The following is a 23,917-nucleotide window of genomic DNA, read 5'->3' on the forward strand; positions in this document are numbered from 1 at the left end:
TGCCCGGCATGACCGCCAATCTGAGCGTGGTGGTGGCAAGGCGACAGGGCGTCTTGAAAGTGCCTAATGCGGCCCTGCGTTTCCGGCCGCCGAGTGATATCCGGGAGGAGGCGCGTTCAACCGCGCCGGCCATTGCCGAAACGGGCGTAGAGCCAGGGAGCCCGGGCGAGGTCTTTGTAGTTGGGCCAGACCACGAGCCGAAGCGGGTTTCGCTCCGGCTTGGAATCACCGACGGTCGTGCAACGGAGGTACTGGCAGGCGACCTGACCGAGGGGCAGCAGGTCATTACAGGGCTTGCCACTGCTCCGCGTCGGGACGATGACACGTCTTCCGTCCTGGTCAAGTTCCGGTTGCGGTGAGGCATCCATGGCCCTGATCGAAGTCGACCGGCTGCGCCATTGCTACCGCGTTGGCGGAGGGCCGGTGTGGGCGCTCGAAGGGGTGAGCATGACGATTCAACGAGGCGAATTCGTCGCGGTGATCGGACCTTCTGGGTCAGGCAAGTCTACCTTCATGAACATTCTGGGCTGCCTCGACAGGCCCAGCGAAGGCCGCTATCGGCTGAACGGGGTTTACGTCGGCGGACTCCATCACGATGAGCTCGCTGCGATCCGCAATCGCAACATCGGTTTCGTGTTTCAGTCGTTCAATCTGCTGCCGCGGGCCAGCGCACTAGAAAATGTGGAACTGCCGCTTGTCTATCGCCGCATGTGGGCTGGAGAGCGGCGGCGCGCAGCCCTGGCGATGCTGGCCAGGGTAGGGCTCGCCGATCGGGCCAGACATACTCCTGCCGAACTCTCGGGCGGACAACAGCAGCGCGTTGCCATTGCCCGTGCTCTGGTGACGGAGCCTTTGCTTCTGCTCGCCGATGAACCCACTGGTGCGCTCGACAGCCAGACCGGGCTGGAGATCATGGCAATTCTCCGCCGCCTCAATGGAGAGGGCCTGACTATTGTGCTGGTCACCCACGAGGCGGAGATAGCTGCCCATGCCGATCGCATTGTCGCCTTTCGAGACGGTCGCGTCGTGTCCGACACCCCTGTCGTGCAACAGACCCGATCTCTGGGTAACGCTCGCCATCTATCGCTGGCTTACAACAATGTCCGGTAGCACAAGAACGGCCTTGCGATCATTACGCTCCCATCATCTGCGCAGCGCGCTCACCATGTTGGGCATCATCATCGGCGTGGCCGCTGTCGTGGTGATGATCGCGATCGGGGTTGGTGCGCGCGAACGCATCGCAACCCAGATCCGCAGCCTTGGCGCCAACCTCATCAGCATCAGTCCGGGCAGTGCGAAGATGGGCAGTGTCCGGCTTGGGGCCGGTGGCGCGCCACGGCTGAGCGAAGAGGACGCGGCGGCGATCGGAATGGAAATCTCTGGCGTCGTGGTGGCGGCGCCACTCCTCCACGCCCGCGAGCAGTTCACGATCGGTTCCAGCAATTGGCAAGGCGTGGTGCGCGGCGTGACGCCGGAATATTTCTCGGCGCGCGAATGGCGCGTTATCGCCGGGCAGGAGATTACCCCGGAGGACAACAAGCGCGTCGCCAATGTGGTGCTCCTCGGAACGACGATGCGGGAGAAATTGTTCGGAAAAGCCGATCCGGTAGGCGCCGCGATTCGCATCCGCGACGTGCCGTTCACGGTGATTGGACTGCTGGAGCGGAAGGGTCAGAGCGTATGGGGCGATGATCAGGACGATGTGGCACTTGTGCCGCTAAAGACGGTGCGACGTCAGTTCATAGGCACGAGCCGCGCCAATCCGACCTTCGTACACAGCATCACCGTCAAGTTCGCCGATTGGGTCTCGGCCGAGGACACGATGGCAGCTATCCGCGACCTGTTGTGGCAGCGCCATCGGTTGCGGACGGGTCAGGAAGACAGCTTTATGGTGAGCAACCTCGCCGAATCTGCGAATGTCGAGGGTTCGACCACGCGCGTGGTGTCGCTGCTGCTTTCGGCGGTGGCCTCAATTTCGCTGGTGGTGGGCGGGATCGGCATCATGAACATCATGCTGGTGACGGTGACGGAGCGGGTCCGCGAGATCGGACTGCGGCTTGCGGTCGGCGCGCGACGGCGAGATATCCTTGGCCAGTTTCTCGTTGAGGCAGTAACGCTTGCCTTGCTCGGGGGTATTCTAGGTGCCGCTATTGGCATTGCTGCGGCAATCGCCGTTGGCTCTATCGCCCAATGGCCGGTGATCATCGACCTCAGCGCCGTCCTGCTGGCTGTCGGCTTTGCCGCGGCGGTAGGCGTCTTCTTCGGCTACTATCCCGCCCGCAAGGCCGCAAGGCTACAGCCAATCGAAGCGCTGCGCACAGAATGATCAGCACGGATAGTTGAATCCTCTGCGTCCCCACAAAATCGAGCGAGTTTGGCGGCACTGCGCGTTAACCGGTCAATTTCGAACCGCAAAGGTCCCCACAAAAATCATGCGGCGCGGAACAGTCCTTCCGCGCCGCATGCAGAGTTACGCTATGGCGCTTATTTGAAAGAGTGGATCAGCTCCAATGAGGTGACGGCGACGGCCAGGTTGACGCCGGTCTGCGCCTGTACGTTGAGAGGCTGCAGCGAGAAGGCGCTGTTCAAGCCGCCGACCAGAAGGTTGGCGCCGCCGCCGGTTACCAGGCTGGCCTCGGCGTTGACGCCATAGTAGCTGCCGGCAAGATCGCCGGCACCACGGTCGCGGGTGGCCGCCAGAACCGCCCATATCAATTCGCCCTGGTGAGTCCTGCCGACGTCGACGCCGAGCTTGGAAATGACCCCGGTATAGGCTTCGGGGGGGCCGCCATGATGAGGGCGAAAGGTGCAGGCCACGCCTTTGTTGGATGTGACGATATAGCCGGTGCCGCCGTCGATGGTGCAGTCGAGCACACCGAGCTGCAGCCTGCCCGCGCTGGCAGGGGTGGCGAGAACCGTAGCGGCGAGGGCGGCGGCACAGGCGAGTTTCTTTATCATGGGAGGGGTCCTTTTCGCGAACAGCCTTGAACAACGGCTAAGTGTCCCGAGCGTTCCGCCGAGAACTTGGCGCGATCAAGGCGGGCGTCAATGCACAGTCGTTGAAGGTTTCGAAGGCATGCCAAACGGCAGGCCCGCCATATCAGGCCGAAAAGCCGCCGCCGGTCAGGCGGCGCTGGTGCGTGCCAGGCCGTCCTTGGCCGGCTGGTAGGTGGGGCTGAGGCGCACGGCCTCGCGATAAGATTTTGCCGCCTTGGCCTTGTCACCGCGCCGCTCGTAGATCAGCGCCTGGTTGGACCAGGCCTCGGCATTCTTGCCGTCGAGCTTGATCGCCATGTTGATGTCGGCGAAGGCATTGTCCTCGTCGTTCGTCGCGAGATAGGAGAGGCCGCGGCCATTGTAGGGATCGGCGGCATCCGGCGCCAGCGAGATGGCGGTCGAGAAATCCTCGATGGCGAAAGCGTGCTGGCCCTGGCTCTGATAGATCAGGCCGCGATTGTGATAGGCGCGCGCATCTGTCGTGTCGAGCTGGATGGCCTTCTGGAAGTCGTTGAACGCTTCCTGGATCCGGTTGGCTTTGCGGTAGAGATTGCCGCGGCCGATATAGGCTGCGTCATAATCGGGATTGATCTGGATCGAGCGGTTGTAGTCGGCAAGGGCGGCCGCCTGGTCGCCGAGGAAGCGCTGGATGAGAGCGCGGTTCGAATAGGCTTGGTAGAAATTCGGATTGAGCTGGATGGCGGTGTTGAAGTCCTTGAGCGCCGCCTGATACTGGCCGCCGCGGCCATAGGCCGAGCCGCGCACATTGTAAGCTTCCGGGTCCTGAGGACTGCGCTGGATGACGGCCGATAGCGAGGAGATGTTCTCGGCCGACCCTTGCGCCCTGTCGATGTTGGTGAATTCGCCGGTCGGGGCTGCTGTCTGGCAGCTGGCGAGCGCCAGTCCGGAAAGCAAGGTTGCCGTCAGGGCGAAGCCGCGCATTGCGGTTCTGCGCTCCACGCTAATTGCGTTCATGTCTGCTCTGTCCTCACTGCCCGCCCGCGCCGTCAGGTCTGGTCCGTCTCCGAACCGGCCCTCTGCGAACTGGTCGAATTCAAAACAAAAAGGTGGCGGCGATTACACATCGCGCCACCCTTGGTATCCTTCGAAAAGGACGAAAAATTGACGTCAGAACCGCGGCGGACGCGGAGCGCCAGCGCCAGCAGCACCAGCCGCCACCGGGCGCGGCGTCATCGGCAGCAGGCCTTCGCGCTGAGCGCGCTTGCGGGCCAGCTTGCGGGCGCGGCGAACGGCTTCCGCCTTTTCGCGGGCGCGCTTTTCGGAAGGCTTCTCATAATGTCCGCGCATCTTCATTTCGCGGAAGATGCCTTCGCGCTGCATCTTTTTCTTGAGCGCGCGAAGCGCCTGATCAACATTGTTGTCGCGGACGAGTACCTGCACGTGCAATCCTGTCTTTCGGGTTTTGTTAACAACAGGCAAGTGGCCAAAGTCGCTTGCCTCCGCGGCGGTCTACACCACGAATTGTGGCGGCTGATAGCAGAATCATGCCGCTCTGTCCACTGCCGAAACGAAAAACCCGCCTCAGCGGCGGGTCGTCGGCGCAAATCACACCATGCGCAAACCAATAGCATAACTGCCGTCACAAAGCAAGGAATTACGACCTCCGGTAGCATATTCGCCTGCTCGGGCGGGCTCCCCGCGCCGATGAGAGATCGTTGGCGTTTTCTCCGCCACCGATAAATTTCCTGCTGCCCAATCCGGCAGAACGCTCAGCCCAGCTCTATCAACGAAGGAACCAACCTCGTTCCCCAATGGTTGTTGCGGCGAAACAAGCACAGGGGAAAGCCGATGTCAGGCACCCGTGAATGGCTCGTCCAATGGCTCAAGGATGCGCATGCGATGGAGGAGCAGGCCGAAACCATGCTGAACGGCCAGCTCAATCGGCTGGAGAGTTATCCCGAGCTCAGCGAGCGCATCAGGCTGCACCTCGATGAGACGAAGGGACACGCCGCGCGCCTCGGAACCTGCCTGGAAAGACTGGGCGAAGATACATCGGCGCTGAAGGACGCCGGCGGCAAGCTGCTGGCGATGGCGCAGTCCCTGAGCGGCGTCTTCGCCGACGACGAGGTGATGAAAGGCTCACTGGCGAGCTATACCTTCGAGCACATGGAGATCGCCTCCTACACGATCCTCATAGCAACCGCCGAGTCCCTCGGCGAAACGGAGATCGCCCGGGCCTGCGAACAAAATCTGCGTGAAGAGGAGGCGATGGCCGAGTGGCTGAAAAACAAGCTGCCCGCGACTACGGGGCAGTTCCTGGCTCGCTCGGCGTCGGACAGCGACAATGCCAAGCGGTGACGACAGCAGGCCGGCGAGCAACGTGAAGCGACCTTCGGTCTGGCGGGCTTACAGCTATGCATGGATTACCCTCGGCTTCTTCATCATTTCGCTTGTCGGCCACTGGGTTTTCGGCTGGTTCGCCTATCTCGACGAGCAGCGAGCGCTTGGCCAACCGCCCGAGTTCGGGGGCTATCTGATCGAGATGAGCCGCGACACGCTCGAGAACTGGCAGTCGGAATTCCTGCAACTGCTCTGGCAGGTCGGTGGCCTGGCGTTCCTGCTCTTCGTCGGCTCGCCGCAATCGAAGGAGAGTACCGACCGGATGGAGGCCAAGATCGACGCGCTTCTCAGGCTTGTCGATCCAGAGAAGGGCAAGGAGGCGATACGCGAGCTGGACTTGCAGTATGAAGGCCACCTCACCGACGAGCCGCACGCCCACCGGAACTGATCTGGGGGCTGGAAACGGGCCCGGAGCCGATCACCGCTCCGGGCTGTGCGATGTTCCTCCACAGACGCAAACCAGACCGCTATGATGCTGTGGCCACGTGAAGCCGCTCGAAATCTTCGAAGAACTCGCCGTAGTCGCAGGTTATTTCCTCGTCCGCCGCTATGTCGCGGATCGCGGTTGCCCCGCCATACCGAGAAAAGTCCGTGTTCGGCCTTTCGGAATGGTTCATGAAGCGGCCATTGTCGACTTCATAGACCATGAATCCCGGCCGGTCCGGGCTTGGATAGGCATATCTGTCGAGCAATTCCCTGAGGTGCGGCGGCGCCGTTTCATATTTTTCCAGCGGGATCATCCGGTCGAAATCCGGATCGAGCCGCCAGATCGACGCTCCCTTGCTGATCGGCTCGGCGGCGAACACGCCGACGCCCTCGATTGTGCTCGCAGCGATGTAGGTCCTGATCAGCAGCATGTTTTAGGTCCGTCTTCGAACAGAAGTGTCCGAAGAAATCGCCAAATCGCACTGGAAAGCAAGTCCGCCTTTGCGACATTGCCTCACGTCCGATTGATCGAGACCCCGCCATCGGCAAACAGCGCGGTTCCGGTGGTGAAGCTCGACGCATCCGAAGCCAGGTAGAGCGCCGAGCGGGCGATCTCCTCGGGCTCGGCGACGCGCTTCAAGGCATGCAGGTTTTCGACGAACGCACGCGATTCAGGTGTCTTGAACGTTGCCGAAGGCGTGTCGGTGCCGCCCGGCAGCAGCGCGTTGACCCGTACGCCGCTAGCGCCGTATTCGGCGGCAAGCACCTGCGTCAATCCGATCAGCCCGGCCTTGCTTGCGGCATAGCTGGCCATGCCGGGCATGCCGACGGTATGGCCGACAAAGGTAGAGGTGAAAATCAGCGAACCGCCGCCGCGATTAATCATGGCCGGCACCTGATATTTCGCGCCGAGGAAGGCGCTGGTCAGATTGGTGTCGAGCGTCTCTCGCCAGCCCTCCAGCGACAGCTCCGAAATCGGACCCATCTTGCCGACCGAGCCGGCGTTGTTGAAGGCGATATCCAGCCCGCCGAATTTCTTGACCGCTATGTCGACAAGAGCTTTGGCATAGGCCTCGTCGCGAACGTCGCCGGGAAGCGCAATGGCCGTGCCGTCGGCCGCCTCGATTTCGGCGACGAGGGCGTCAAGCTCCGCCTGGCGGCGGGCAGCGACGACCAGCTTGGCGCCTTGCTCGGCAAAGAGTTTTGCGGTGGCGCGGCCGATGCCGGAGCTGGCACCGGTGACGATGGCGACCTTGTTGGCGAGTGTGAGCATTTTTGGCGTCCTTTTCTTCGCGCCAGCATTGCCGGCAATCGGCTGCTTGGTCGCAGATCGAGGCAAAGCGAGCCACCCGATACCTGCGAAGGCGTCCGGGATGCGTCGTTGGCTCGTTGCTTCGACAGGTCTTTTTGGCCGTGGCGCAAAACGGCAAGCGCCGTCGCAAACAGCGCAAGGCTGGCAGCGCGGTTTCGCTAGTGATACACCTCGCGTGCCGGGGCTCGATTGGATGTCCGGCCGCTATTTGCGAGGCTGGAACGTTGAAGAAATACTCGGTATTCGCCATCGCCCGCGAGGCCATGCGCGGCCACAAGGGCTGGGAGGAACAGTGGTCCTCGCCAGAGCCGAAGAAGGAGTACGACGTCATTATCGTCGGCGCCGGCGGCCATGGCCTGGCCACCGCCTACTATCTCGCCACGGTGCACGGCATCACCAATGTCGCGGTGCTGGAAAAGGGCTGGCTCGGCGGCGGCAATACCGGCCGCAACACCACCATCATCCGCTCCAACTATCTCTGTGACGAGAGCGCCGGCATCTACGACCACGCGCTAAAGTTGTGGGACGGGCTCAGCCAGGAGCTCAACTACAACGTCATGTATTCGCCGCGCGGCGTCATGATGCTGGCCCACAATGTCCACGACATCCAGGTGCTGAAACGCCACGTCCATGCCAACCGGCTGAACGGCATCGACAATGAATGGCTGACGCCGGAAGCCGCCAAGCAATTCTGCCCGCCGCTCAACATTTCGCGCGATGCCCGCTATCCGGTGATGGGGGCGACCCTGCAGCGTCGCGGCGGCACCGCCCGTCACGATGCGGTCGCCTGGGGCTATGCGCGCGGTGCTTCGGCGCGCGGCGTCCACATCATCCAGAACTGCGAAGTCACCGGGGTCAAGCGGGCGCCGAACGGTGCGGTCACCGGCGTCGAGACGACGCGCGGCTTCATCGGCGCCAGCAAGGTCGGCGTCGTTGCCGCCGGCCATTCGTCGGTCATCATGGACATGGCCGGGGTGCGCATGCCGCTGGAAAGCTACCCGCTGCAGGCGCTGGTTTCCGAGCCGGTCAAGCCGGTCTTCCCCTGCGTGGTGATGTCGAACACGGTGCACGCCTATATCTCGCAGTCCGACAAGGGCGAGCTGGTCATCGGCGCCGGCACCGACCAGTATATCTCCTATTCGCAGACCGGCGGCCTGCACATCCTGCAGCACACGCTCGACGCCATCTGCGAGATGTTCCCGATGTTCACGCGCATGAAGATGCTGCGCTCGTGGGGCGGCATCGTCGACGTGACGCCCGACCGCTCGCCGATCCTGGCCAAGACGCCGGTGCCCGGCCTCTATGTCAATTGCGGCTGGGGCACCGGCGGCTTCAAGGCGACGCCGGGCTCGGGCCATGTCTTTGCCCATACCATCGCCAGGGACGATCCGCATCCGATCAACGCGCCCTTCACCATCGAGCGCTTCCGCACCGGTCGTCTCATTGACGAAGCGGCGGCGGCAGCGGTGGCGCACTGATGATGGCTCCCTCCGTGACGTTGGGTCAGTGGCTTTGCGATCAACCGGCCGGCGCCTGCGTTGTTGGCCACGGCGAATTGTAGGAACAACCATGCTTCTCATCCGCTGCCCCTATTGCGAGGAAGAGCGTCCGGAACTCGAATTCCGCAACGCCGGCGAGGCACATATCGCGCGTTCGGCGGACATGGCCGCAACAAGCGATGACGACTTCGAAAAGTTCTTCTTCATCCGCTCGAATCCCAAAGGCATCATCTATGAGCGTTGGCGGCACATGCATGGCTGCGCGCGGTTCTTCAATGCCGTGCGTGACACCGTCAGCGACAGGTTCCTGATGACCTACAAGGCCGGCGAGCCGAAGCCGGCGAAGCTGCCGGGAGCCTCCGAATGATCGCGACGTTTCGCATTCCCGGCGCCGGGCGCCTCAAGCAGGCAGAGACCGCTCGGTTCAGCTTCGACGGCCAGACCTATGCCGGCGTCGAGGGCGAAACGCTGGCCTCGGCGTTGCTCGCCAACGGTGTCCATCTGGTCGGCCGTTCGTTCAAATATCACCGGCCGCGCGGCTTCCTGTCCGCCGGGGCGGAAGAGCCCAACGCGCTGGTCGAGATCAAGCGCGACTCCGCCAGGCGGACACCCAATGTCCGCGCCACCGTGCAGGAGCTCTATGACGGGCTGACGGCACAGTCGCAGAACCGCTGGCCGTCGCTCGCCTTCGACGTCAGCGCGCTCGGCGACGTCGCCTCGCCGCTGCTTTCGGCCGGCTTTTACTACAAGACCTTCATGTGGCCGAAGTCCGCCTGGAAAAACTTTTACGAGCCCAGGATCAGGGCTGCGGCAGGGCTCGGCGTCGCCCCCGACCAGCCGGATCCCGACCACTATTCGGCGCGCTTCGCCCATTGCGACGTGCTGGTGCTGGGCGGCGGTGCTGCCGGCATCGCCGCGGCACTTGCCGCGGCCGAAGCCGGCGTGCGCGTCATCCTTGCCGACGAGCAGGTGGATTTCGGCGGCAGCCTGCGCTTCGAAAGCGGCGCCAGGATCGACGGCCAGGATGGTTTTGCCTGGGCGCAAAGGGCAGTCGCGACGCTCAAGGCCATGGACAATGTCCGCGTGCTGTCGCGCACCACGGCCTTTGGCTATTACGCACAGAATTTCGTCGGGCTGGTCGAGCGCGTCAGCGACCATCTGCGGAACCCCGGCCGCGAGCTGCCGCGCGAGCGGTTGTGGCAGGTTCGCGCCAAACGTGTGGTGCTGGCGACCGGCGCGATCGAGCGGCACATGGTGTTTGCCGACAACGACCGGCCTGGCATCATGCTGGCGTCGGCGGCGCGCACCTATCTCAACCATTATGGCGTCGCCGTCGGCAGGAATGTCGGCGTCTATACGGCCAATGATTCCGCCTATGCGGCGGCGATCGACTTGAAGAAGGCCGGTGTCGGCGTGGCGGCGATAGTCGACCTGCGCGACAACCCGACCGGGGCGCTGATCGATGAGGCGAGGGCGCTTGGCATCGAGGTCAATTTCGGCCGCGCGGTGATCCGCGCCGGCGGCAAATTGCGGGTCTCATCGATGACCGTGCAGCCGAAGAATGGCGGCGGCGAGCGCACCATCCCGGTCGACGCGATCCTGATGTCGGCCGGCTGGACACCGTCGGTGCATCTGTTCTCGCAATCCCGCGGCAAGGTTGTCTTCAATGATGAGACAAAGCGTTTCGTGCCCGGCACCTACGCGCAGGATTGCGTCTCGGTCGGCGCCTGCAACGGTACGGACGGGCTGTCGGCGACGATTGACGAAGCCTATGCGGCGGGCGCCAAAGCGGCGAAGGATGCGGGCATCAACGTCGCCAAGGCAATTAAGCCGACGGTCGACGCCAGCGAGAGCTGGTCGCGCGGCATGCTGGGTGCGGCGCCCGGCGCCGGGCCGGACACGACGGTAAAAGCCTTCGTCGACTTCCAGAACGACGTCACCGCCAAGGACATCCGCCAGGCGGTGCATGAAGGCATGCGCTCGATCGAGCACGTCAAGCGCTTCACCACCAACGGCATGGCCACCGACCAGGGCAAGACCTCGAACATGCACGGCTTGGCGATCGCCGCCGAGACGCTGGGCAAGCCGATCCCGCAAGTCGGCCTGACGACGTTCCGGGCGCCTTACACACCGGTGACATTCGGCTCGATTGTTGGCCATGCGCGCGGAAAACTCTTCGACCCGACCCGCAAGACGGCGATCCATCCGTGGGCGGAGGCTCAAGGCGCTGTGTTCGAGGATGTCGGCCAATGGAAGCGCGCCTGGTATTTTCCAAAGGCAGGCGAGGACATGCACGCCGCGGTCGATCGCGAGTGTGTGACGGTGCGCAAGACGGCCGGCCTGTTCGACGCCTCGACGCTGGGCAAGATCGAGGTGGTCGGGCCGGATGCGGCGAAGTTCATGGAACTGCTGTACACCAATCCGTGGGAGAAACTGGAGCCCGGCCGCTGCCGCTATGGCATCATGCTGCGCGAGGATGGTTTCATCTATGACGACGGTGTCGTTGGCAGGCTTGCAGCCGACCGCTTTCATGTGACGACGACGACGGGCGGTGCGCCGCGCGTCATGAACCATATGGAGGATTACCTCCAGACCGAGTTTCCGCATCTCAACGTCTGGCTGACCTCGACCACCGAACAGTGGGCGGTGATCGCCGTGCAGGGGCCGAAGTCGCGGGACATCATCGCGCCGCTGGTCGAGGGCATCGACATGTCGGACGGGGCGCTGCCGCATATGTCGGTGCGCGAAGGCAAGATCTGCGGGGTGCCGACACGGCTGTTCCGCATGTCGTTCACCGGCGAACGCGGCTTCGAGGTCAACGTGCCGGCCGATTACGGCCAGGCCGTCTGGGAAGCGCTGTGGAGCGAGGGCCAGAAGCACGGCGCCTGCGCCTATGGCACCGAGGCGATGCACGTGCTGCGTGCCGAAAAGGGTTACATCATCGTCGGCCAGGACACCGACGGCACGGTGACGCCCGGCGATGCCGGGCTCGACTGGGCGGTCGGCAAGAAGAAGACCGATTTCGTCGGCATCAGGGGCATGGCTCGGCCCGACCTGGTCGCCAAGGGCCGCAAGCAGCTTGTCGGCCTGAAGACCAAAGACCCAAAAGTGGTGCTGGAAGAAGGCGCGCAGATCGTCGGCGATCCGAAGCAGGCGATCCCGATGACCATGATCGGCCATGTCACCTCGAGCTACTGGTCGCAAAATTGCGGCCGCTCGATCGCGCTCGCGCTGGTTGCCGGCGGCCGGGACCGGATGGGTGAGACGCTCTACGTGCCGATGCCCAATGCGACGATCGAGGTGGAGGTCACAGGCATGGTGTTCTTCGACGACAAGGGGGAGCGCCTCAATGGCTAAGGCTGCTGCTGACAAGATCGCTGCTCCCACACCGGCCGAACGCCGGCCGGCGCTCGTCGGCCAGGAGCTTTCCGTAACCGGCGTTACGCTTGCTGTGTTGCCGCCGGCGCAGCGTATTTCGCTGCGCGCGCCGGACGCCTCTGTCGCGGCGCTTTCGAAGGCGCTTGGCGTGGAGCTGCCGCGGAAGCCCAAAACCTCGGCGGCAAAGGCCGGGCGCACGGCATTGTGGCTTGGGCCGGACGAATGGCTGGTCATCGACGAGGCGGGAAAAGACCCGCTCGCCGACTGCGCCGAGGTTGCAGTGCTGCATTCGGCGGTCGGCATCTCGCATCGCAACGTCGCCATCTCGGTCACCGGCCCCGCGGCGGCGGCGACGATCAATTCAGGCTGTCCGCAGGATCTGTCGCTGGACGTCTTTCCGGTCGGCGCGGCGTCGCGCACCATTCTGGGCAAGGCCGAGATCGTGCTGTTGCGCACCGCAGCCGACGCGTTCCGGGTTGAATGCTGGCGCTCTTTTTCCGATTATGTCTTTACTTTCCTGTCGGAGGCGGCCGGCGACGCAGCGGCTTAGGAACGTTCGCTGGGCTCGACCGTTTGCCGGAGCGAGTCGAGGGAGAATATCGATGCCGTCGAAATCGGCGCCGAATCCACCGGTCCAGAAGACGCCGGCAGTGCGCTCGTTCGAACACGAACAGCACAAAGAACCAAACATTGAAGAGGAACTCGAGGAAGGGCTCGAGGACACGTTTCCGGCCAGCGATCCGGTGTCGATCACCGGGACTTCGATTCCCGGCGCTCCTGCAAGACCCGGCAAGGCCAAGTTCGTGACCGGAATGAAGAAGCGCAGGAAATAACATCCATCAGGCTCCGGCGAGCCGGGTCGCCGGCCACGAGAGCGGGCGGTCAGGGTTCCTGTCGCCGCTTTTGGTTTCGAACCTCAGAATGTGCTGGGCACGATCCACGGGTCGATGTCGATGCCGAGCCGCGGGCCCTTGCTTTCTGTCGAGCCCTGGTGGGTGGCCGCGCCTGCCTTCTCGACCGATCCGGTCGCGCCGCAATCGAGCTTGATGCTGGTGTCGGCGCAGGCCGCGGCCGGCGCCTGTTTGCCGAGTTGGCCCTGGTCGGCGAAGGCAGCGCCCGAGAAAGCAAGCAGTGCCGCGAGGGTGAGGATTGTCTTTTTCATTGTCTGTCTCCGGGCTGGATGGCTGAAAAGTTTTTGTACATGTACGACATAACGTACATATACGGCTGGCGAACGTGAAGTTCAAGTCGGAATTGTACATGTACGAAATTTTTTGACGGCGCGTGGCGCTGCGCCTTCGTCCTGGAAATGAGGAAATGGAGGGATGCTTCGGCTAATCTCGAACATTCGCACTGATTGCCATCAGCTGTCCGAAACCGAACAAAATCCTTCAGCAGTTGACCGGCATCTCGGTCAACGGCGGCACGTCCTGCGTGGCCAGCGCGGCAAGCGTGAAATCGGACATCCGCTTGACGAACGCCTGCTGGTCGCCGAACGGGTAGAAGGGAAAGGTGATCAGCAGCGAGATCGTGCCGTGGCCGACCGCCCACAGCATGGTGGCGATGGCGTGCGGATCGCCGTTCAGCTTGCCGGCGGCAACGCAGGCCTCGACCCTATTGATCAGCACTTTCATCAACGGGTTGCCCTCCCGCATGTCGGCGAAGGACTTGCCTTCCGGGGGCTTGACTTTTTCGGTCATGAATATCGTGCGATACTCGTTGGGGTTGCCAAGGCCGAAGGCCGCGTATTCGGACATCACCACCTGCAGCGCCTCGATCGGATCGTCGGCCGGGTGATCCTCGATACGCTTTGCCAGAGTTTTGAACGCGTCCTCGGCCAACGCGAACAAGATGTCCTGCTTGTCGGCAAAATAGGAATACACCGACATCGGCGCATAGCCGACACGCTTGGCAAGCTTGCGGATGGTGAGGCCTTCATAGCCTTCTTCCTGGACTAGCTTGTGCGCAGCGTCGACAAGTTCGGAGCGCAGTTCGGCCTTTTGTTTCTCGCGGCGTGTCTGGACGCTAAGCGGCAATTTTCGCCTGCCTTCTGTTAGTGGCTGGCTAAACTATATACGCTGTACGGAATCGGACAAGGCGTGGTCACACCGAGGTTCGTTGAGCCGTTCAAGCCGCTTCTGGCTGGCGTTCGATCAATGTCAGCGTCAGCCAGCGCGCGGTCAGCGCCGGCTTTTTCGAGCCCTCGATCTCGATCGTCACGTCATGCGCGGTCTGCACCCAGCCCGACGGCCTGACCTTGACGTCGGCGAGCACGAAACGGGTGCGGATGCGCGCGCCGGTCTTCACCGGCGCCAGGAAGCGCAGCGAATCAAAACCATGGTTGACGCCCATCTTGCTGTTTTCGAGCGGCGGCATGGTCTCGAAGGTCATCGCCGACAGAAGCGAAAGCGACAGAAAACCATGCGCGATGGTGCCGCCGAACGGCGTCTCGCGCTTGGCGCGCTCCGGGTCGCAATGGATGAACTGGTGGTCGTCGGTGGCATCGGCGAACTGGTCGATCATGCGCTGCGAGACCACCCGCCACGGCGACACGCCGACCTCCTTGCCGATGCTGGCCAGAAGCACATCGAGACTGATCGGTTCCACGCTGTCCTCCATTTCAACCGTCCGGAACGCGAGCGGCTTCATTCCTTGAACAGTGCCAGCCCATGCTGCACCGACTGCCCGCCATCGATCGGCAGGATGGCGCCGGTGACATAGCTGCCGGCACGGCTGCACAAATAGAGCGTTGCGCCGGCAATGTCATCCGGCGCGCCGATGCGACGAAGCGGAACATGGCCGCCGACATGTTTTGCCTGGTCCTCGGTCGCCGTGGCGAAGGCGGTCATCCGGCTCTGGAAGGGACCGGGGGCGAAGGCGTTGACGGTGATGCGGCGGGCGGCGAACTCGATCGCCAAAATGCGTGTCAGATGATGAACAGCAGCCTTCGAGGCAGAGTAGGAGTAGGCGTCGTCGGCGAGTGGCTGCGTGCCCATCACCGAACCCAGGTTGATCACTCGGGCCGGATCGGCATCACTGGCGGCGGCGTCGAGCAGCGGCAGAAGCTCGCGGGTCAGCTGGAAGACGGCAGTGACGTTGACGCCGAACACCTTGGCCCAGGCATGGTAGGGAAAACTTTCCAGCGGCGCGCCCCAGGAGACGCCCGCATTGTTGACCAGGATATTCAGCCGCTCGGTCCGCGCCTTGACCTCGTCGACCAGCGCTGCGATGCCAGCCTCGCTGGAGACATCCCCGGCAAAGCCCTGGGCCCGGCCGGAGCCGCCGAGGCCGTTCAGTTCGCCGGCAACCCTGATGCAATCCTCGCCCTTGCGCGAGGCGATCATCACAGTGGCGCCGGCTCTGACCAAAGCGGTCGCCGCCATGCGGCCGATGCCGGTCGCAGCCCCGGTCACCAGCGCGGTTTTGCCGGCCACCGAAAACAGCTCGTCCAGATAACTCATCGCAATTCCTCTGCGCATCCTTGCCTCGCCCAGCAAAAGGCTGCCATGGTCAGGGCCGCAAATTTCTTCAGGCAAATGATAGTGCCCAATTTGTATTGGAGATCAACTTGTTGAAGTCGGCGCCGCCCCTCATCGCCCTGCCGGGCACTTCTCCCCGTATAGTGACGGGGAGAAGGAACTGGCCTCAACGCCGGCGCCCTTCTTGCGACGCCGGTGATTGGCAAAACCGGTGACGAGAGCGCCCCTCTCCCCGTCCCTATACGGGGAGAGGATGCCGGCAGGCAGGTGAGGGGCAGCGCAAACGCTCGGAACGAGCGGCCACTGGTCTAGAGCGGGATGAGATTTATGGGAGTCGTGGGATTCCCAAATCAGCGATGATCTGATTCAACCTTGCTGCTGGGCAGGAGGCCAGCATTGATGGTTGGATATTCAATGGACCTGCGCGAACGGGTTGTTGCGGCGGTCAAGGTTGAAGGGCTTTCGCGGCGCGCGGCGGCTGCTCGATTTGGCGTCAGCTACAGCGCGGCGATCGAGTGGCTGAAGCGGGTGGAACAGACGGGGAGCGTGGCGCCCCGCCAAGTGGGCGGCTACAAGCCGAAGAAGATATCGGGAGCGTGGCGCGACTGGCTTGTCGAGCGCTGCCGGGAGAAGGACTTCACCTTGCGCGGGCTTGTGGCCGAACTTGGCGAGCGTGGCCTGAAGGTTGACTACCGCTCGGTGTGGGAGTTCGTGCACGCCGAGAAGCTGTCTCACAAAAAAAGACGCTGATCGCCGCCGAGCAAGATCGTCCCGATGTTGCGCGCCGACGGAGGCAATGGGTTCTGTATCAGGACCGGATCGACCCCGCCCGCCTGGTGTTCATCGACGAGACCTGGACCAAGACCAACATGGCCCCGCTCAGGGGTTGGGCACCGGTCGGACAGCGGATCAAGGCCAAAGTTCCCAATGGCCACTGGAAGACAATGACCTTTCTGGCTGCGCTGCGTCATGATCGCGTCGAAGCGCCCTGGCTCATCGACGGGCCGATCAACGGCGAGAGGTTCCTCCTCTATGTCGAGAAGGTTCTCGTGCCCACTCTCCAGCCGGGCGACATCGTTGTGATGGACAATCTCGGCAGCCACAAAGGCAAGGCCGTGCGTCGCGCCATCCGAAAGGCCGGCGCGAGGCTCTTCTTCCTGCCGAAATACTCGCCTGACCTCAATCCGATCGAACAGCTCTTCGCCAAGCTCAAGCACTGGCTGCGAAAGGCCGCAAAGCGCACCGTTGAAACGGTCTGCAACGCCATCGGCCAGATTCTCAACCGCGTCACACCGCTCGAGTGCTCAAATTACTTCGCAAACTCAGGCTATGACCGCAGGTAATCTCATCCCGCTCTAAAGCGGAAACGATTGTCCTGCCGGTGTGCGCTGCGGTTTCTACGCCTGAGGAATCCGTATACTTTCTGCTTACTTCGATCGCGGGGCGAGAAGGCCGAAATGACGCTCAAACTCGAATATGATCCGGAAGCCAATGCAGCCTACATACGTTTCTCCTCGGAGGCGATCCAGGAAAGCGGGGAAGTTTCCGCAGGCATAGTCCTCGACTATGATGCTGAAGGTCACGTCGTCGGGATGGAGGTGCTGGATGCCCGAGAACACCTTCCCGCCGCGATACTGAAGGCGGCCTGACCCGAACTACTCAGCCGGCTCGATATTGGTGTAGGCGGCTTGCTCGAGTTCGCGCTTCAACCGTGATGCCTCTTCCACCTTCGGCGTGACGAAGCGGCCGAGCAGGAGATAGGCGACCGGCGTCAGGAACAGCGTTGAGACGGTGGCCAGCCCCAGACCGCCGACGATCACCCAGCCGAGCGCGATGCGCGCCTCGGCGCCGGCGCCGCTCGCCAGCACCAGCGGCAGGCCGCCGAGCACGGTGCAGATCATCGTCATCATCACCGGCCGCAGCCGGATGGTGGAAGCCTGCTCGATCGCCTCGCGCACGCCGAGCCCGCGGTCGCGCAACTGATTGGCGAACTCGACGATCGGGATGCCGTTCTTGGCCATGACGCCGACCAGCAGGACCAGGCCGATCTGGCTGTAGGCGTTGAGGCTGGTGCCGGTGAGCAAAAGGGCAAAGACCGCGCAGGCAAGGCCGAGCGGCACCGTTGCCATGATGATGATGGCGCTGACGAAGCTCTCGAACTGGGCAGCAAGCACCAAAAGGATGATGACCAACGAGAAACCGAAAATGGTGATCATGGCGCTGTTGGTTTCGCCCAGCGTCGCCGCTTCCGCCAAGGGGACGATGCGGCTTCCCGGCGGCAGAAGCGGCGTGGCGATTGCCTCTGCGCGGGTGAGCGCCTGGCCGAGCGCGAAATCACCGCTGAGATTGGAGGTGATCGCCACCGACGGCTGCTGCTGCTCGCGGGTCAGCGAGGGCGGCACGGCGCGCTCGGTCAAAGTGGCGATGGTCGACATCGGCACGAAGCGGCCGTCGGTCGTCTTCAGGAAAATGTTCTCCAGGTCGGTCGGATCGTTGATCGGGCTGGTCGTCGAGACGAGCTTCACCCCGTAACTGCGGTCGGCGATGTAGACGTCGACGACATCATTGCCGTCGAGCATGGCCTGGAAGGTATCGGCAAGCCCGGTGATGTCGATGCCGAGGTCGGACGCGCGTTCGCGGTCGATGGCCACGGAAAGCTGGGGCTGGGTCGGGTCGACGGAGAGCCGGGGCGACTGGAAGCGGGGATCTTTGTGCATCTCGGCGATGATCTTCACCGCAGCGTCGCCGAGCGCCGCACGGTCGTTGCCGACCAGCGCAAACTGCAGGCCGCTGCCGGCGCCGCGAATGCCGAGGCTGTTGGGCTGCATCGGAAAGACGCGCACGCTCGGGACCTGCCGGGTGAGCCGGCTGATGTCGGCCATGATCTGCTGCTGGCTGCGCGTGCGCTCGTCCCATGGCGCCAGCGTCATCACCATGAAGCCGGCATTGTAGGCGCCGTTGCGGCCGGCACTCTCGAACGTGTTGCGGATTTCGCCGGAATCGCGAAGCGGCTGGATCAGTTTCTCGATCTTCTGCATCTGCTGCGTCGTGTAGTCGAGGCTGACGCCCTGCGGTGCGTCGACGCGCATCAGCACGACGGCACGGTCCTCGGTCGGCGTCAGTTCCTGGCGGATCGTGCCGAACAGCGCGAAAGCGGTGGCTGCAAACAGCAGCGCGACCAGAAGCACGATCCACGGGGCGTCGAGGCAGATGCGCAGACAGCGCCGGTAAAGCGTGTTCAGCGCGCCGCCGATGCGGGCGCCGAAGCCGCTGCCTGCCTGGTGGTGAAGCGGCGCGACAGACAGCATGCGGGAGGCAAGCATCGGACAAAGCGTCAGTGCCACGACGGCGGACAGAAGCACCGATATAGCGAGAACGAAGCCAAATTCGCGGAACAGGCCGCCGGTCTGGCCGGGCAGGAAGGAGATCGGCACAAAGACGGCGACCAGCGTCAGCGTCGTGGCGATGACCGCAAAAAATACTTCCTGGGCGCCAAGAACGGCTGCGGCGCGTGGCCCCATGCCTTCGTTGCGTCGTCGCACGATGTTTTCCAAAACGACGATCGCGTCGTCGACGACCAGGCCGGTCGCCAGCACCAGGGCGAGCAGCGTCAATATGTTGACCGAGAATCCGGCGAGATAGATGGCGGCGATGGTCCCGATCATGGCGACCGGCATTGCAAGCCCGGGAATGAGCGTCGCGCGCCAGTCGAGGAGAAACACGAAAATGACGATCAGCACGATGGAGACGGACAGGCCAAGTGCGATCTCGACCTCATGCACCGCGCCGTTGACGAAGACCGCATCGTCGCTGGTGACCTTGATCGACATGCCCTGAGGCAGATCCGCCTGCAGCGCGGCGACAGCGGCCCTGACGCCGGTCGAAATATCCAGCGTGTTCGATTCCGCCTGGCGGATGATGCCGAGACCGATGCCGGTCTTGCCGTTCGAACGCAATGTGGTTTGGCCGATATCGGGGCCGAGCGTGACGGTGGCGACGTCGCGGATGCGGGTCGTGCCGCCGATGATGATGTTTTCGAACTCCTCCGGCGTGGTCACGTCCGCCGTCGGACGCACGATCAGATCCTGGTCGGCCGTGGTGATCGAGCCGGCCGGCGAATCGAAAGCGACCGAGGCCAGCGCGGTCCTCAGATCGGCGACGGTGAAGCCCAGGCTGGCGAGCTTGTTCTGGTCGACATCGATGCGAAATATCTTGTCGCGGTCGCCATAGACCTGGACGTCGGCTACGCCAGGCACGGCGGCAAGCTCGTCCTCGATCTGGTCCTGGACCAGCACCGTCATGTCCTGCACCGACATGGTGTCTGAAGTGACAGCCAGCCGCATCACCGGGTCGGAATTGGCATCGGCTTTGACGATGCGAGGCGCATCCGCCGTATCCGGCATCTGGTCGGCGACGCGGCCAACGCCATCGCGCACGTCGGAGGCGGCGACGTCGAGGTCGACGCCGTCGTTGAACTCGATGGTGACGCGGCTTGTGCCGAAGGACGAGGTGGACGAGATCGACTTCACCCCGGAGACGCGGGCGACCGCGCCCTCGATCACGTCGGTCAATTCACGGTCGACGGTCTCGGCCGCAGCGCCTTCAAAAATCGTGTTGACGGTGACGACGGCGCGATCGACGTCCGGCAGTTCGCGGACTTCGACACCGTAGAAGGCAGCAAGGCCGGCGACCGCGATCAGCGTGTTCAAGACCAGGGCCATCACCGGCCTGCGGATGAACAGCGCGGTAAAACCTGTGTCGCTGGCTGCGTTGTTGGTTGCGGTCATCAGCCGTCGGCGTCCGCGGCGCGCAGTTGTTCGCCGGCGATGGCGACCTCGCCGCCTTCGCTGACGCTCTGGGTGCCTTGGGTCACAACCATGTCGCCGCTGACGATCGGGGCGTCGACCAGCACGGTCTCGGTGTTGCGCTGGATGATGCGCACCGCAACCCGCTTGGCCTTGCCATCCACGATGGTCCAGATATAGGCGCCGTCCGAACCCCATTGTATCGCCAGCGGACTGACCGCCGGATAGCTGTCGCCGGGGAACTTCATGGTGATCTGGAAGGACATGCCGGCACGCAGCGAATCGGCCGGATTGGCGATCTTTGCCTTGACCAGAAGGGTACGGCTGGCTTCATCGATGCGGTTGTCGATGGCGGAAACCGTGCCGGAATAGGCCTTGTTGGGGTTGGCAATCGGCGTCGCCGACAATTGCGCGCCGATCTTGACGGCGGCGGCGAAGCGCTCCGGCACCCAGAATTCGACCAGTATGCTGGAGCGGTCGTCGAGGGTGGCGACCGCCGACTGGCTGGTCACATAGTTGCCGGCCGATATCGGCAGGATGCCGACGACGCCGGCGATTGGCGCGACGATCGAGCGGCGCTGCAAGGCCAGTTCCGCATCGCGAAGCGCCAGCCTGGCATTGGCCAGCACCACTTCGGCATCGGCAACGGCGACCGCCGTCGCAGCGTTGGAAGCCCGCAGCGATTTGACCCGGTCGAGCTTGGCCTGCGCGTCCTGCAAGGCGACCTTGGCGCGGTCCAGTGCGATCACCTCGGTGTCGGAATCGAGGGTGGCGATCACCTGCCCCTTTTCGACATGAGCGCCGGACTCGACCAGAAATTCGACGAGGCGGCCGGAACTGTAGGGGTTGACCGTCACCGAGGCGTTGGCGCGGCCGGTGCCGATCGCCTGCAGGCGATCGTTGATGACGGCCGCGGCCGCCGGCAATGCGACAACAGTCGCCAGGCGGCCGGCGCCGTTGCCTGCTTGCCCGGCCTTGTCGACGGCGCCTGTCGCTGTCGGAGACGTCGCGGCATCAGCCCAGTCGATGCCCCAGCGCGCCAGCACATCCGTCGCCCCTGGAAAAAAGCGAACCCAGGCGGCCGCTGCCGCGACGAGGATCACCAGCGAAAAAACGATCTGTTTCCAGGCGGCCATCGGCACTCCGGTTGGCAAAGATACCGTCTACGATTCCCGGTCAAGTAGACGCGACAGCACCCTCCGACACAGGGGATGACCCGTCGATATCAAAGCTTTATGGCAATTCTCCCGCTCGCTTGCACATTAAATCGGTGTAACGTTGACAAGGGCTGGGCTCGGCTGCCTCACCGGGCCCTTTGTCGCGGGGCAGGCACTAAATCACCCCTATGCGTCGTCTTTTTCAATCGCTCCCTCAATATCATGCCGACGGCGCGGCAGATCGTCCGCAGTCCGATCCCGTCTGCCTGCCCGCGCAGATTTTTTTACGTCGCGTGCGCGCCGCCGGGAACGACGACGCCGGCCATGGCGATGCCGGCGTTTGCCGGATCTTCCTTCAGCGCCGCGTCTGCGAGCGAAACGACGCCCACCAGGCGCTTGTCGCGATTGAGGACAGGCAAACGCCTGACCTGGATATCACCCATGTTCTGGACGACATCGTCGATATCTTCGTCCTCGAAGCAGTATTTGACATCCTTGGTCATCACGTCGCGGACCGTCGCATTGCCGTCTTTGCCTTCGGCGACCGCACGCACGACGATGTCACGGTCGGTGATCGTTCCGACAAGTCGGTCGTTTTCTCCGACGGGCAGGAATCCGACATCGTCAACCGCCATGCGTTTCGCGATCTTCTGCAAGGACTCGCCAGGACTGGCGAGATGAACGTTGGGGGTCATTATCTCAGCGACTTTCATGGTGAATCTCCCTGTTTGCGCCCAGAACGGCGGTCGTCGAGCGATATGGGTCTGGAGGACTTGTTGAGAGTTCAGGCCTGTCGCGCTGCGACGATCGCTCGCGGTCCCATTCCTCGCTGAAGGAACTAACAGCCGGGCCGAATGGTTCCAGCCGCGATTCTTGAATTTTCCCGTTTTGTTCCCATATAGACTGGCGGGATCGGAGACGGTTCAGCCGCATGGGGTCGGTTAACTCGTGGCCCTGAGCGGCGAGAACCTTCGATCCACCAACAGAGACCAGATCTCCGGGCTGCCGCGCACTAAGCGACTGATGTCGTGGAGCGAGGAAAGTCCGGGCTTCGCCGACACACCCCAGCAGGTAATGCCTGCCCGCCGCGAGGCGAGCCACGGCAACAGAGACGAGCCATCCCCGCCGGGATGGGTGAAACGGGCGACAGGGTGGGGGAAGCAACCGCAAGAAGTGCCCCTGTGACCTGTGTCGGGGAGGGCCGTGGTGGCGGGCAAGGAGGCGCCTGGCGACAGGCGTCCAAGAGGAATGGCAGCCCTCGACAGAACCCGGCTTAAGGTGGCGAGAACCGGCAGACGCGTACGGCTCGGAGAGCCGGAGTGTAGCGTAGCCTGGCAGCGCACCTCGTTTGGGACGAGGGGGCCGCAGGTTCGAATCCTGCCACTCCGACCATCCGGCATTCGCGATCGTTGCGAACGCGGCGCGAAGCTGGAAAAGCACTTGCGGACCTGGCAGGCGGACGTGGCGGAACCGGTAGACGCAGCCGGCTTAAACCCGGCGGGCATTCCCGTCGCGAGTTCGAATCTCGCCGTCCGCACCAAAATTGGGGCCGCACCAATCGGGCTGCACCAATCGACTATGGAGGGGTGGCAGAGCCCGGCTGAATACGCCCGCCTCGAAAGCGGGTAGGCCTGCAAGGGCCTCGGGGGTTCAAATCCCTCCCCCTCCGCCAGGGACAGGTGGCCGAGCGGCTGAAGGCGCCCGCCTGGAAAGTGGGTAGACGGCGCAAACCGTCTCGCGGGTTCGAATCCTGCCCTGTCCGCCAGTCGTGCAAGTTTTCGGGGCTCGTCCAAAGGCAGGACGTCTGATTTCGGTTCGGAGACCAAGGTTTCGCTGTAACCCGAGCCAAGGTTCTAACTCCGGATGTTTCGGAGGGGTGGCCGAGCGGTTAATGGCAGCAGTCTGTAAAACTGCTCTCTTTGAGTTCGTAGGTTCGAATCCTACTCCCTCCACCAATCCTTGAAGCTTCGTGTCGGTGGTTGGTTCGCTACCTCCCTGGGCACCAGGTCGCGGCCGTGGCGGAAATGGTAGACGCACCGCACTCAAGATGCGGCGCCGCCCGTGGCGTGCCGGTTCAATTCCGGCCGGCCGCACCAGATCAGTCGGTATGAAGCGTCAAGGCGCCGTGGGAGAACGGCTATCCGGCGGACTGCAACTCCGTGTATGCCGGTTCGAGTCCGGCTGGCGCCTCCAAATTATCCACAGTTGATCAACGGCTGGCAAAAGGAAGAGTGAAACTGACAAAATGGAAGAGTGGCCGAGCGGCTGAAGGCGGCGGCTTGCTAAGCCGTTATGCGGGGACACCCGCATCGAGGGTTCGAATCCCTCCTCTTCCGCCAATCGCACAGGCTCTGGATAACCGAAAGCGAGCATTGCTGTCGTAATCCCATTGCTGCAGCCAGCAAGGCTCGACCTGATTGAAATCCGGGCAACGCAGCACGATGCCAAGCCGGCAATGGAATTTACAGGTCATTTCACCAAAAGGTGCTTGACACGAAACCGA

Annotated in this window: 24 protein-coding genes, 8 tRNA genes and 1 other RNA gene; 21 read left to right on the plus strand and 12 right to left on the minus strand. The window is 63.2% G+C overall.

Annotated elements, in window-relative coordinates:
* Nucleotides 1-8 precede the first annotated feature (8 nt).
* From JG739_RS08060 to JG739_RS08070, 3 genes are read left to right on the plus strand one after another with little or no spacing between them, the layout of a single operon-like run.
* A complete protein-coding gene (locus JG739_RS08060) occupies nt 9-359 on the plus strand; it encodes a hypothetical protein (protein ID WP_202366011.1) in 351 nt (116 codons plus the stop codon).
* 7 nt (nt 360-366) lie between these two features.
* The gene (locus JG739_RS08065) at nt 367-1,110 is read left to right on the plus strand and encodes an ABC transporter ATP-binding protein (RefSeq protein WP_202366012.1); all 744 of its coding nucleotides are present in this window, start codon (nt 367-369) and stop codon (nt 1,108-1,110) included.
* Nucleotides 1,001-2,326: an ABC transporter permease gene (locus JG739_RS08070; RefSeq protein ID WP_244749739.1), complete on the plus strand. Its 1,326-nt coding sequence runs from the start codon at nt 1,001-1,003 to the stop codon at nt 2,324-2,326. The genes JG739_RS08065 and JG739_RS08070 overlap by 110 nt, the downstream gene beginning before the upstream one ends.
* 158 nt (nt 2,327-2,484) lie before the next feature.
* Here JG739_RS08070 and JG739_RS08075 read toward each other — a convergent pair whose 3' ends face one another.
* From JG739_RS08075 to rpsU, 3 genes are all read right to left on the minus strand, one after another.
* Nucleotides 2,485-2,958 carry a DUF992 domain-containing protein gene (locus tag JG739_RS08075; RefSeq protein ID WP_202366013.1) on the minus strand — a complete coding sequence of 158 codons (474 nt, stop codon included), beginning with the start codon at nt 2,956-2,958 and terminating at the stop codon, nt 2,485-2,487.
* Nucleotides 2,959-3,123: 165 nt separating this feature from the next.
* Nucleotides 3,124-3,972: a tetratricopeptide repeat protein gene (locus JG739_RS08080; RefSeq protein ID WP_023797518.1), complete on the minus strand. Its 849-nt coding sequence runs from the start codon at nt 3,970-3,972 to the stop codon at nt 3,124-3,126.
* Nucleotides 3,973-4,125: 153 nt separating this feature from the next.
* Nucleotides 4,126-4,398, minus strand: a complete 273-nt coding sequence (gene rpsU, locus JG739_RS08085; protein WP_023675331.1) for a 30S ribosomal protein S21 — start codon at nt 4,396-4,398, stop codon at nt 4,126-4,128.
* Between the two features lie 408 nt (nt 4,399-4,806).
* On the opposite strand from rpsU, the gene JG739_RS08090 reads away from it, so the two are divergent.
* Together JG739_RS08090 and JG739_RS08095 are read left to right on the plus strand one after the other, a co-directional pair.
* Nucleotides 4,807-5,316, plus strand: a complete 510-nt coding sequence (locus tag JG739_RS08090; RefSeq protein WP_202366014.1) for a YciE/YciF ferroxidase family protein — start codon at nt 4,807-4,809, stop codon at nt 5,314-5,316.
* Nucleotides 5,317-5,338: 22 nt separating this feature from the next.
* On the plus strand, nt 5,339-5,746 hold the full coding sequence (locus JG739_RS08095; protein WP_244749740.1) for a DUF6766 family protein: 408 nt from the start codon (nt 5,339-5,341) through the stop codon (nt 5,744-5,746).
* 79 nt (nt 5,747-5,825) lie between these two features.
* On the opposite strand, the gene JG739_RS08100 is transcribed toward JG739_RS08095, so the two are convergent.
* Nucleotides 5,826-6,215 (minus strand): SET domain-containing protein, encoded by a 390-nt coding sequence (locus JG739_RS08100; protein WP_202366016.1) that lies wholly within the window; start codon nt 6,213-6,215, stop codon nt 5,826-5,828.
* A gap of 83 nt (nt 6,216-6,298) precedes the next feature.
* Nucleotides 6,299-7,057: an SDR family oxidoreductase gene (locus JG739_RS08105; protein WP_202366017.1), complete on the minus strand. Its 759-nt coding sequence runs from the start codon at nt 7,055-7,057 to the stop codon at nt 6,299-6,301.
* A 263-nt stretch (nt 7,058-7,320) separates the two neighbouring features.
* Here JG739_RS08105 and JG739_RS08110 point away from each other — a divergent pair, with 263 nt between their 5' ends.
* From JG739_RS08110 to JG739_RS08130, 5 genes are all read left to right on the plus strand, one after another.
* Nucleotides 7,321-8,574, plus strand: a complete 1,254-nt coding sequence (locus JG739_RS08110) for a sarcosine oxidase subunit beta (RefSeq protein WP_202366018.1) — start codon at nt 7,321-7,323, stop codon at nt 8,572-8,574.
* 91 nt (nt 8,575-8,665) lie between these two features.
* Complete coding sequence (locus JG739_RS08115) at nt 8,666-8,962, plus strand: sarcosine oxidase subunit delta (protein ID WP_023797525.1); 297 nt, start codon at nt 8,666-8,668, stop codon at nt 8,960-8,962.
* The gene (locus JG739_RS08120) at nt 8,959-11,952 is read left to right on the plus strand and encodes a sarcosine oxidase subunit alpha (RefSeq protein WP_202366019.1); all 2,994 of its coding nucleotides are present in this window, start codon (nt 8,959-8,961) and stop codon (nt 11,950-11,952) included. Before JG739_RS08115 ends, JG739_RS08120 begins: the two co-directional genes overlap by 4 nt.
* The gene (locus JG739_RS08125; protein WP_202366020.1) at nt 11,945-12,523 is read left to right on the plus strand and encodes a sarcosine oxidase subunit gamma; all 579 of its coding nucleotides are present in this window, start codon (nt 11,945-11,947) and stop codon (nt 12,521-12,523) included. Before JG739_RS08120 ends, JG739_RS08125 begins: the two co-directional genes overlap by 8 nt.
* Before the next feature lie 52 nt (nt 12,524-12,575).
* Nucleotides 12,576-12,806 carry a hypothetical protein gene (locus JG739_RS08130; RefSeq protein WP_202366021.1) on the plus strand — a complete coding sequence of 77 codons (231 nt, stop codon included), beginning with the start codon at nt 12,576-12,578 and terminating at the stop codon, nt 12,804-12,806.
* 83 nt (nt 12,807-12,889) lie between these two features.
* Here the strand turns inward: JG739_RS08130 and JG739_RS08135 are convergent, their stop codons facing one another.
* The 4 genes from JG739_RS08135 to JG739_RS08150 form a co-directional block, all read right to left on the minus strand.
* Nucleotides 12,890-13,135 (minus strand): DUF680 domain-containing protein, encoded by a 246-nt coding sequence (locus JG739_RS08135; RefSeq protein WP_202366022.1) that lies wholly within the window; start codon nt 13,133-13,135, stop codon nt 12,890-12,892.
* Nucleotides 13,136-13,364: 229 nt separating this feature from the next.
* Nucleotides 13,365-14,009 carry a TetR/AcrR family transcriptional regulator gene (locus JG739_RS08140; RefSeq protein ID WP_202366023.1) on the minus strand — a complete coding sequence of 215 codons (645 nt, stop codon included), beginning with the start codon at nt 14,007-14,009 and terminating at the stop codon, nt 13,365-13,367.
* Nucleotides 14,010-14,100: 91 nt separating this feature from the next.
* Nucleotides 14,101-14,592: a MaoC family dehydratase gene (locus tag JG739_RS08145; protein WP_274609429.1), complete on the minus strand. Its 492-nt coding sequence runs from the start codon at nt 14,590-14,592 to the stop codon at nt 14,101-14,103.
* Between the two features lie 26 nt (nt 14,593-14,618).
* Entirely contained in the window at nt 14,619-15,434 is an 816-nt protein-coding gene (locus JG739_RS08150) for an SDR family oxidoreductase (RefSeq protein WP_202366025.1), read from the minus strand.
* Nucleotides 15,435-15,851: 417 nt separating this feature from the next.
* On the opposite strand from JG739_RS08150, the gene JG739_RS08155 reads away from it, so the two are divergent.
* Nucleotides 15,852-16,795 (plus strand): IS630 family transposase gene (locus JG739_RS08155; RefSeq protein WP_446720497.1). Its coding sequence is split into 2 segments (ribosomal slippage): nt 15,852-16,188 and nt 16,188-16,795, totalling 945 coding nucleotides; the frame shifts between segments, so codons are not numbered across the junction.
* A 114-nt stretch (nt 16,796-16,909) separates the two neighbouring features.
* A complete protein-coding gene (locus JG739_RS08160; protein WP_202366026.1) occupies nt 16,910-17,101 on the plus strand; it encodes a DUF2283 domain-containing protein in 192 nt (63 codons plus the stop codon).
* A gap of 6 nt (nt 17,102-17,107) precedes the next feature.
* On the opposite strand, the gene JG739_RS08165 is transcribed toward JG739_RS08160, so the two are convergent.
* The 3 genes from JG739_RS08165 to JG739_RS08175 form a co-directional block, all read right to left on the minus strand.
* Nucleotides 17,108-20,239: an efflux RND transporter permease subunit gene (locus tag JG739_RS08165; RefSeq protein ID WP_202366027.1), complete on the minus strand. Its 3,132-nt coding sequence runs from the start codon at nt 20,237-20,239 to the stop codon at nt 17,108-17,110.
* Nucleotides 20,239-21,393 carry an efflux RND transporter periplasmic adaptor subunit gene (locus JG739_RS08170; protein WP_202366028.1) on the minus strand — a complete coding sequence of 385 codons (1,155 nt, stop codon included), beginning with the start codon at nt 21,391-21,393 and terminating at the stop codon, nt 20,239-20,241. The genes JG739_RS08165 and JG739_RS08170 overlap by 1 nt, the downstream gene beginning before the upstream one ends.
* A 305-nt stretch (nt 21,394-21,698) precedes the next feature.
* A complete protein-coding gene (locus tag JG739_RS08175; protein WP_202366029.1) occupies nt 21,699-22,127 on the minus strand; it encodes a CBS domain-containing protein in 429 nt (142 codons plus the stop codon).
* Nucleotides 22,128-22,403: 276 nt separating this feature from the next.
* Here JG739_RS08175 and rnpB point away from each other — a divergent pair.
* From rnpB to JG739_RS08220, 9 genes are all read left to right on the plus strand, one after another.
* Nucleotides 22,404-22,700, plus strand: an RNA gene (gene rnpB, locus JG739_RS08180) — RNase P RNA component class A.
* 29 nt (nt 22,701-22,729) lie between these two features.
* A tRNA-Pro gene (locus tag JG739_RS08185) sits at nt 22,730-22,806 on the plus strand.
* Nucleotides 22,807-22,869: 63 nt separating this feature from the next.
* Nucleotides 22,870-22,954: transfer RNA gene (locus JG739_RS08190), tRNA-Leu, on the plus strand.
* A 40-nt stretch (nt 22,955-22,994) separates the two neighbouring features.
* Nucleotides 22,995-23,086: transfer RNA gene (locus JG739_RS08195), tRNA-Ser, on the plus strand.
* A gap of 1 nt (nt 23,087) precedes the next feature.
* Nucleotides 23,088-23,179, plus strand: a tRNA-Ser gene (locus tag JG739_RS08200).
* Between the two features lie 105 nt (nt 23,180-23,284).
* A tRNA-Tyr gene (locus JG739_RS08205) sits at nt 23,285-23,369 on the plus strand.
* A gap of 54 nt (nt 23,370-23,423) precedes the next feature.
* Nucleotides 23,424-23,510 (plus strand) — tRNA-Leu (locus tag JG739_RS08210).
* A 23-nt stretch (nt 23,511-23,533) separates the two neighbouring features.
* Nucleotides 23,534-23,607: transfer RNA gene (locus JG739_RS08215), tRNA-Cys, on the plus strand.
* A 54-nt stretch (nt 23,608-23,661) separates the two neighbouring features.
* Nucleotides 23,662-23,753: transfer RNA gene (locus JG739_RS08220), tRNA-Ser, on the plus strand.
* The last annotated feature ends 164 nt before the right edge of the window (nt 23,754-23,917 follow it).

This window comes from Mesorhizobium sp. L-2-11 (genome assembly GCF_016756595.1).
Classification (GTDB): Bacteria; Pseudomonadota; Alphaproteobacteria; order Rhizobiales; family Rhizobiaceae; genus Mesorhizobium.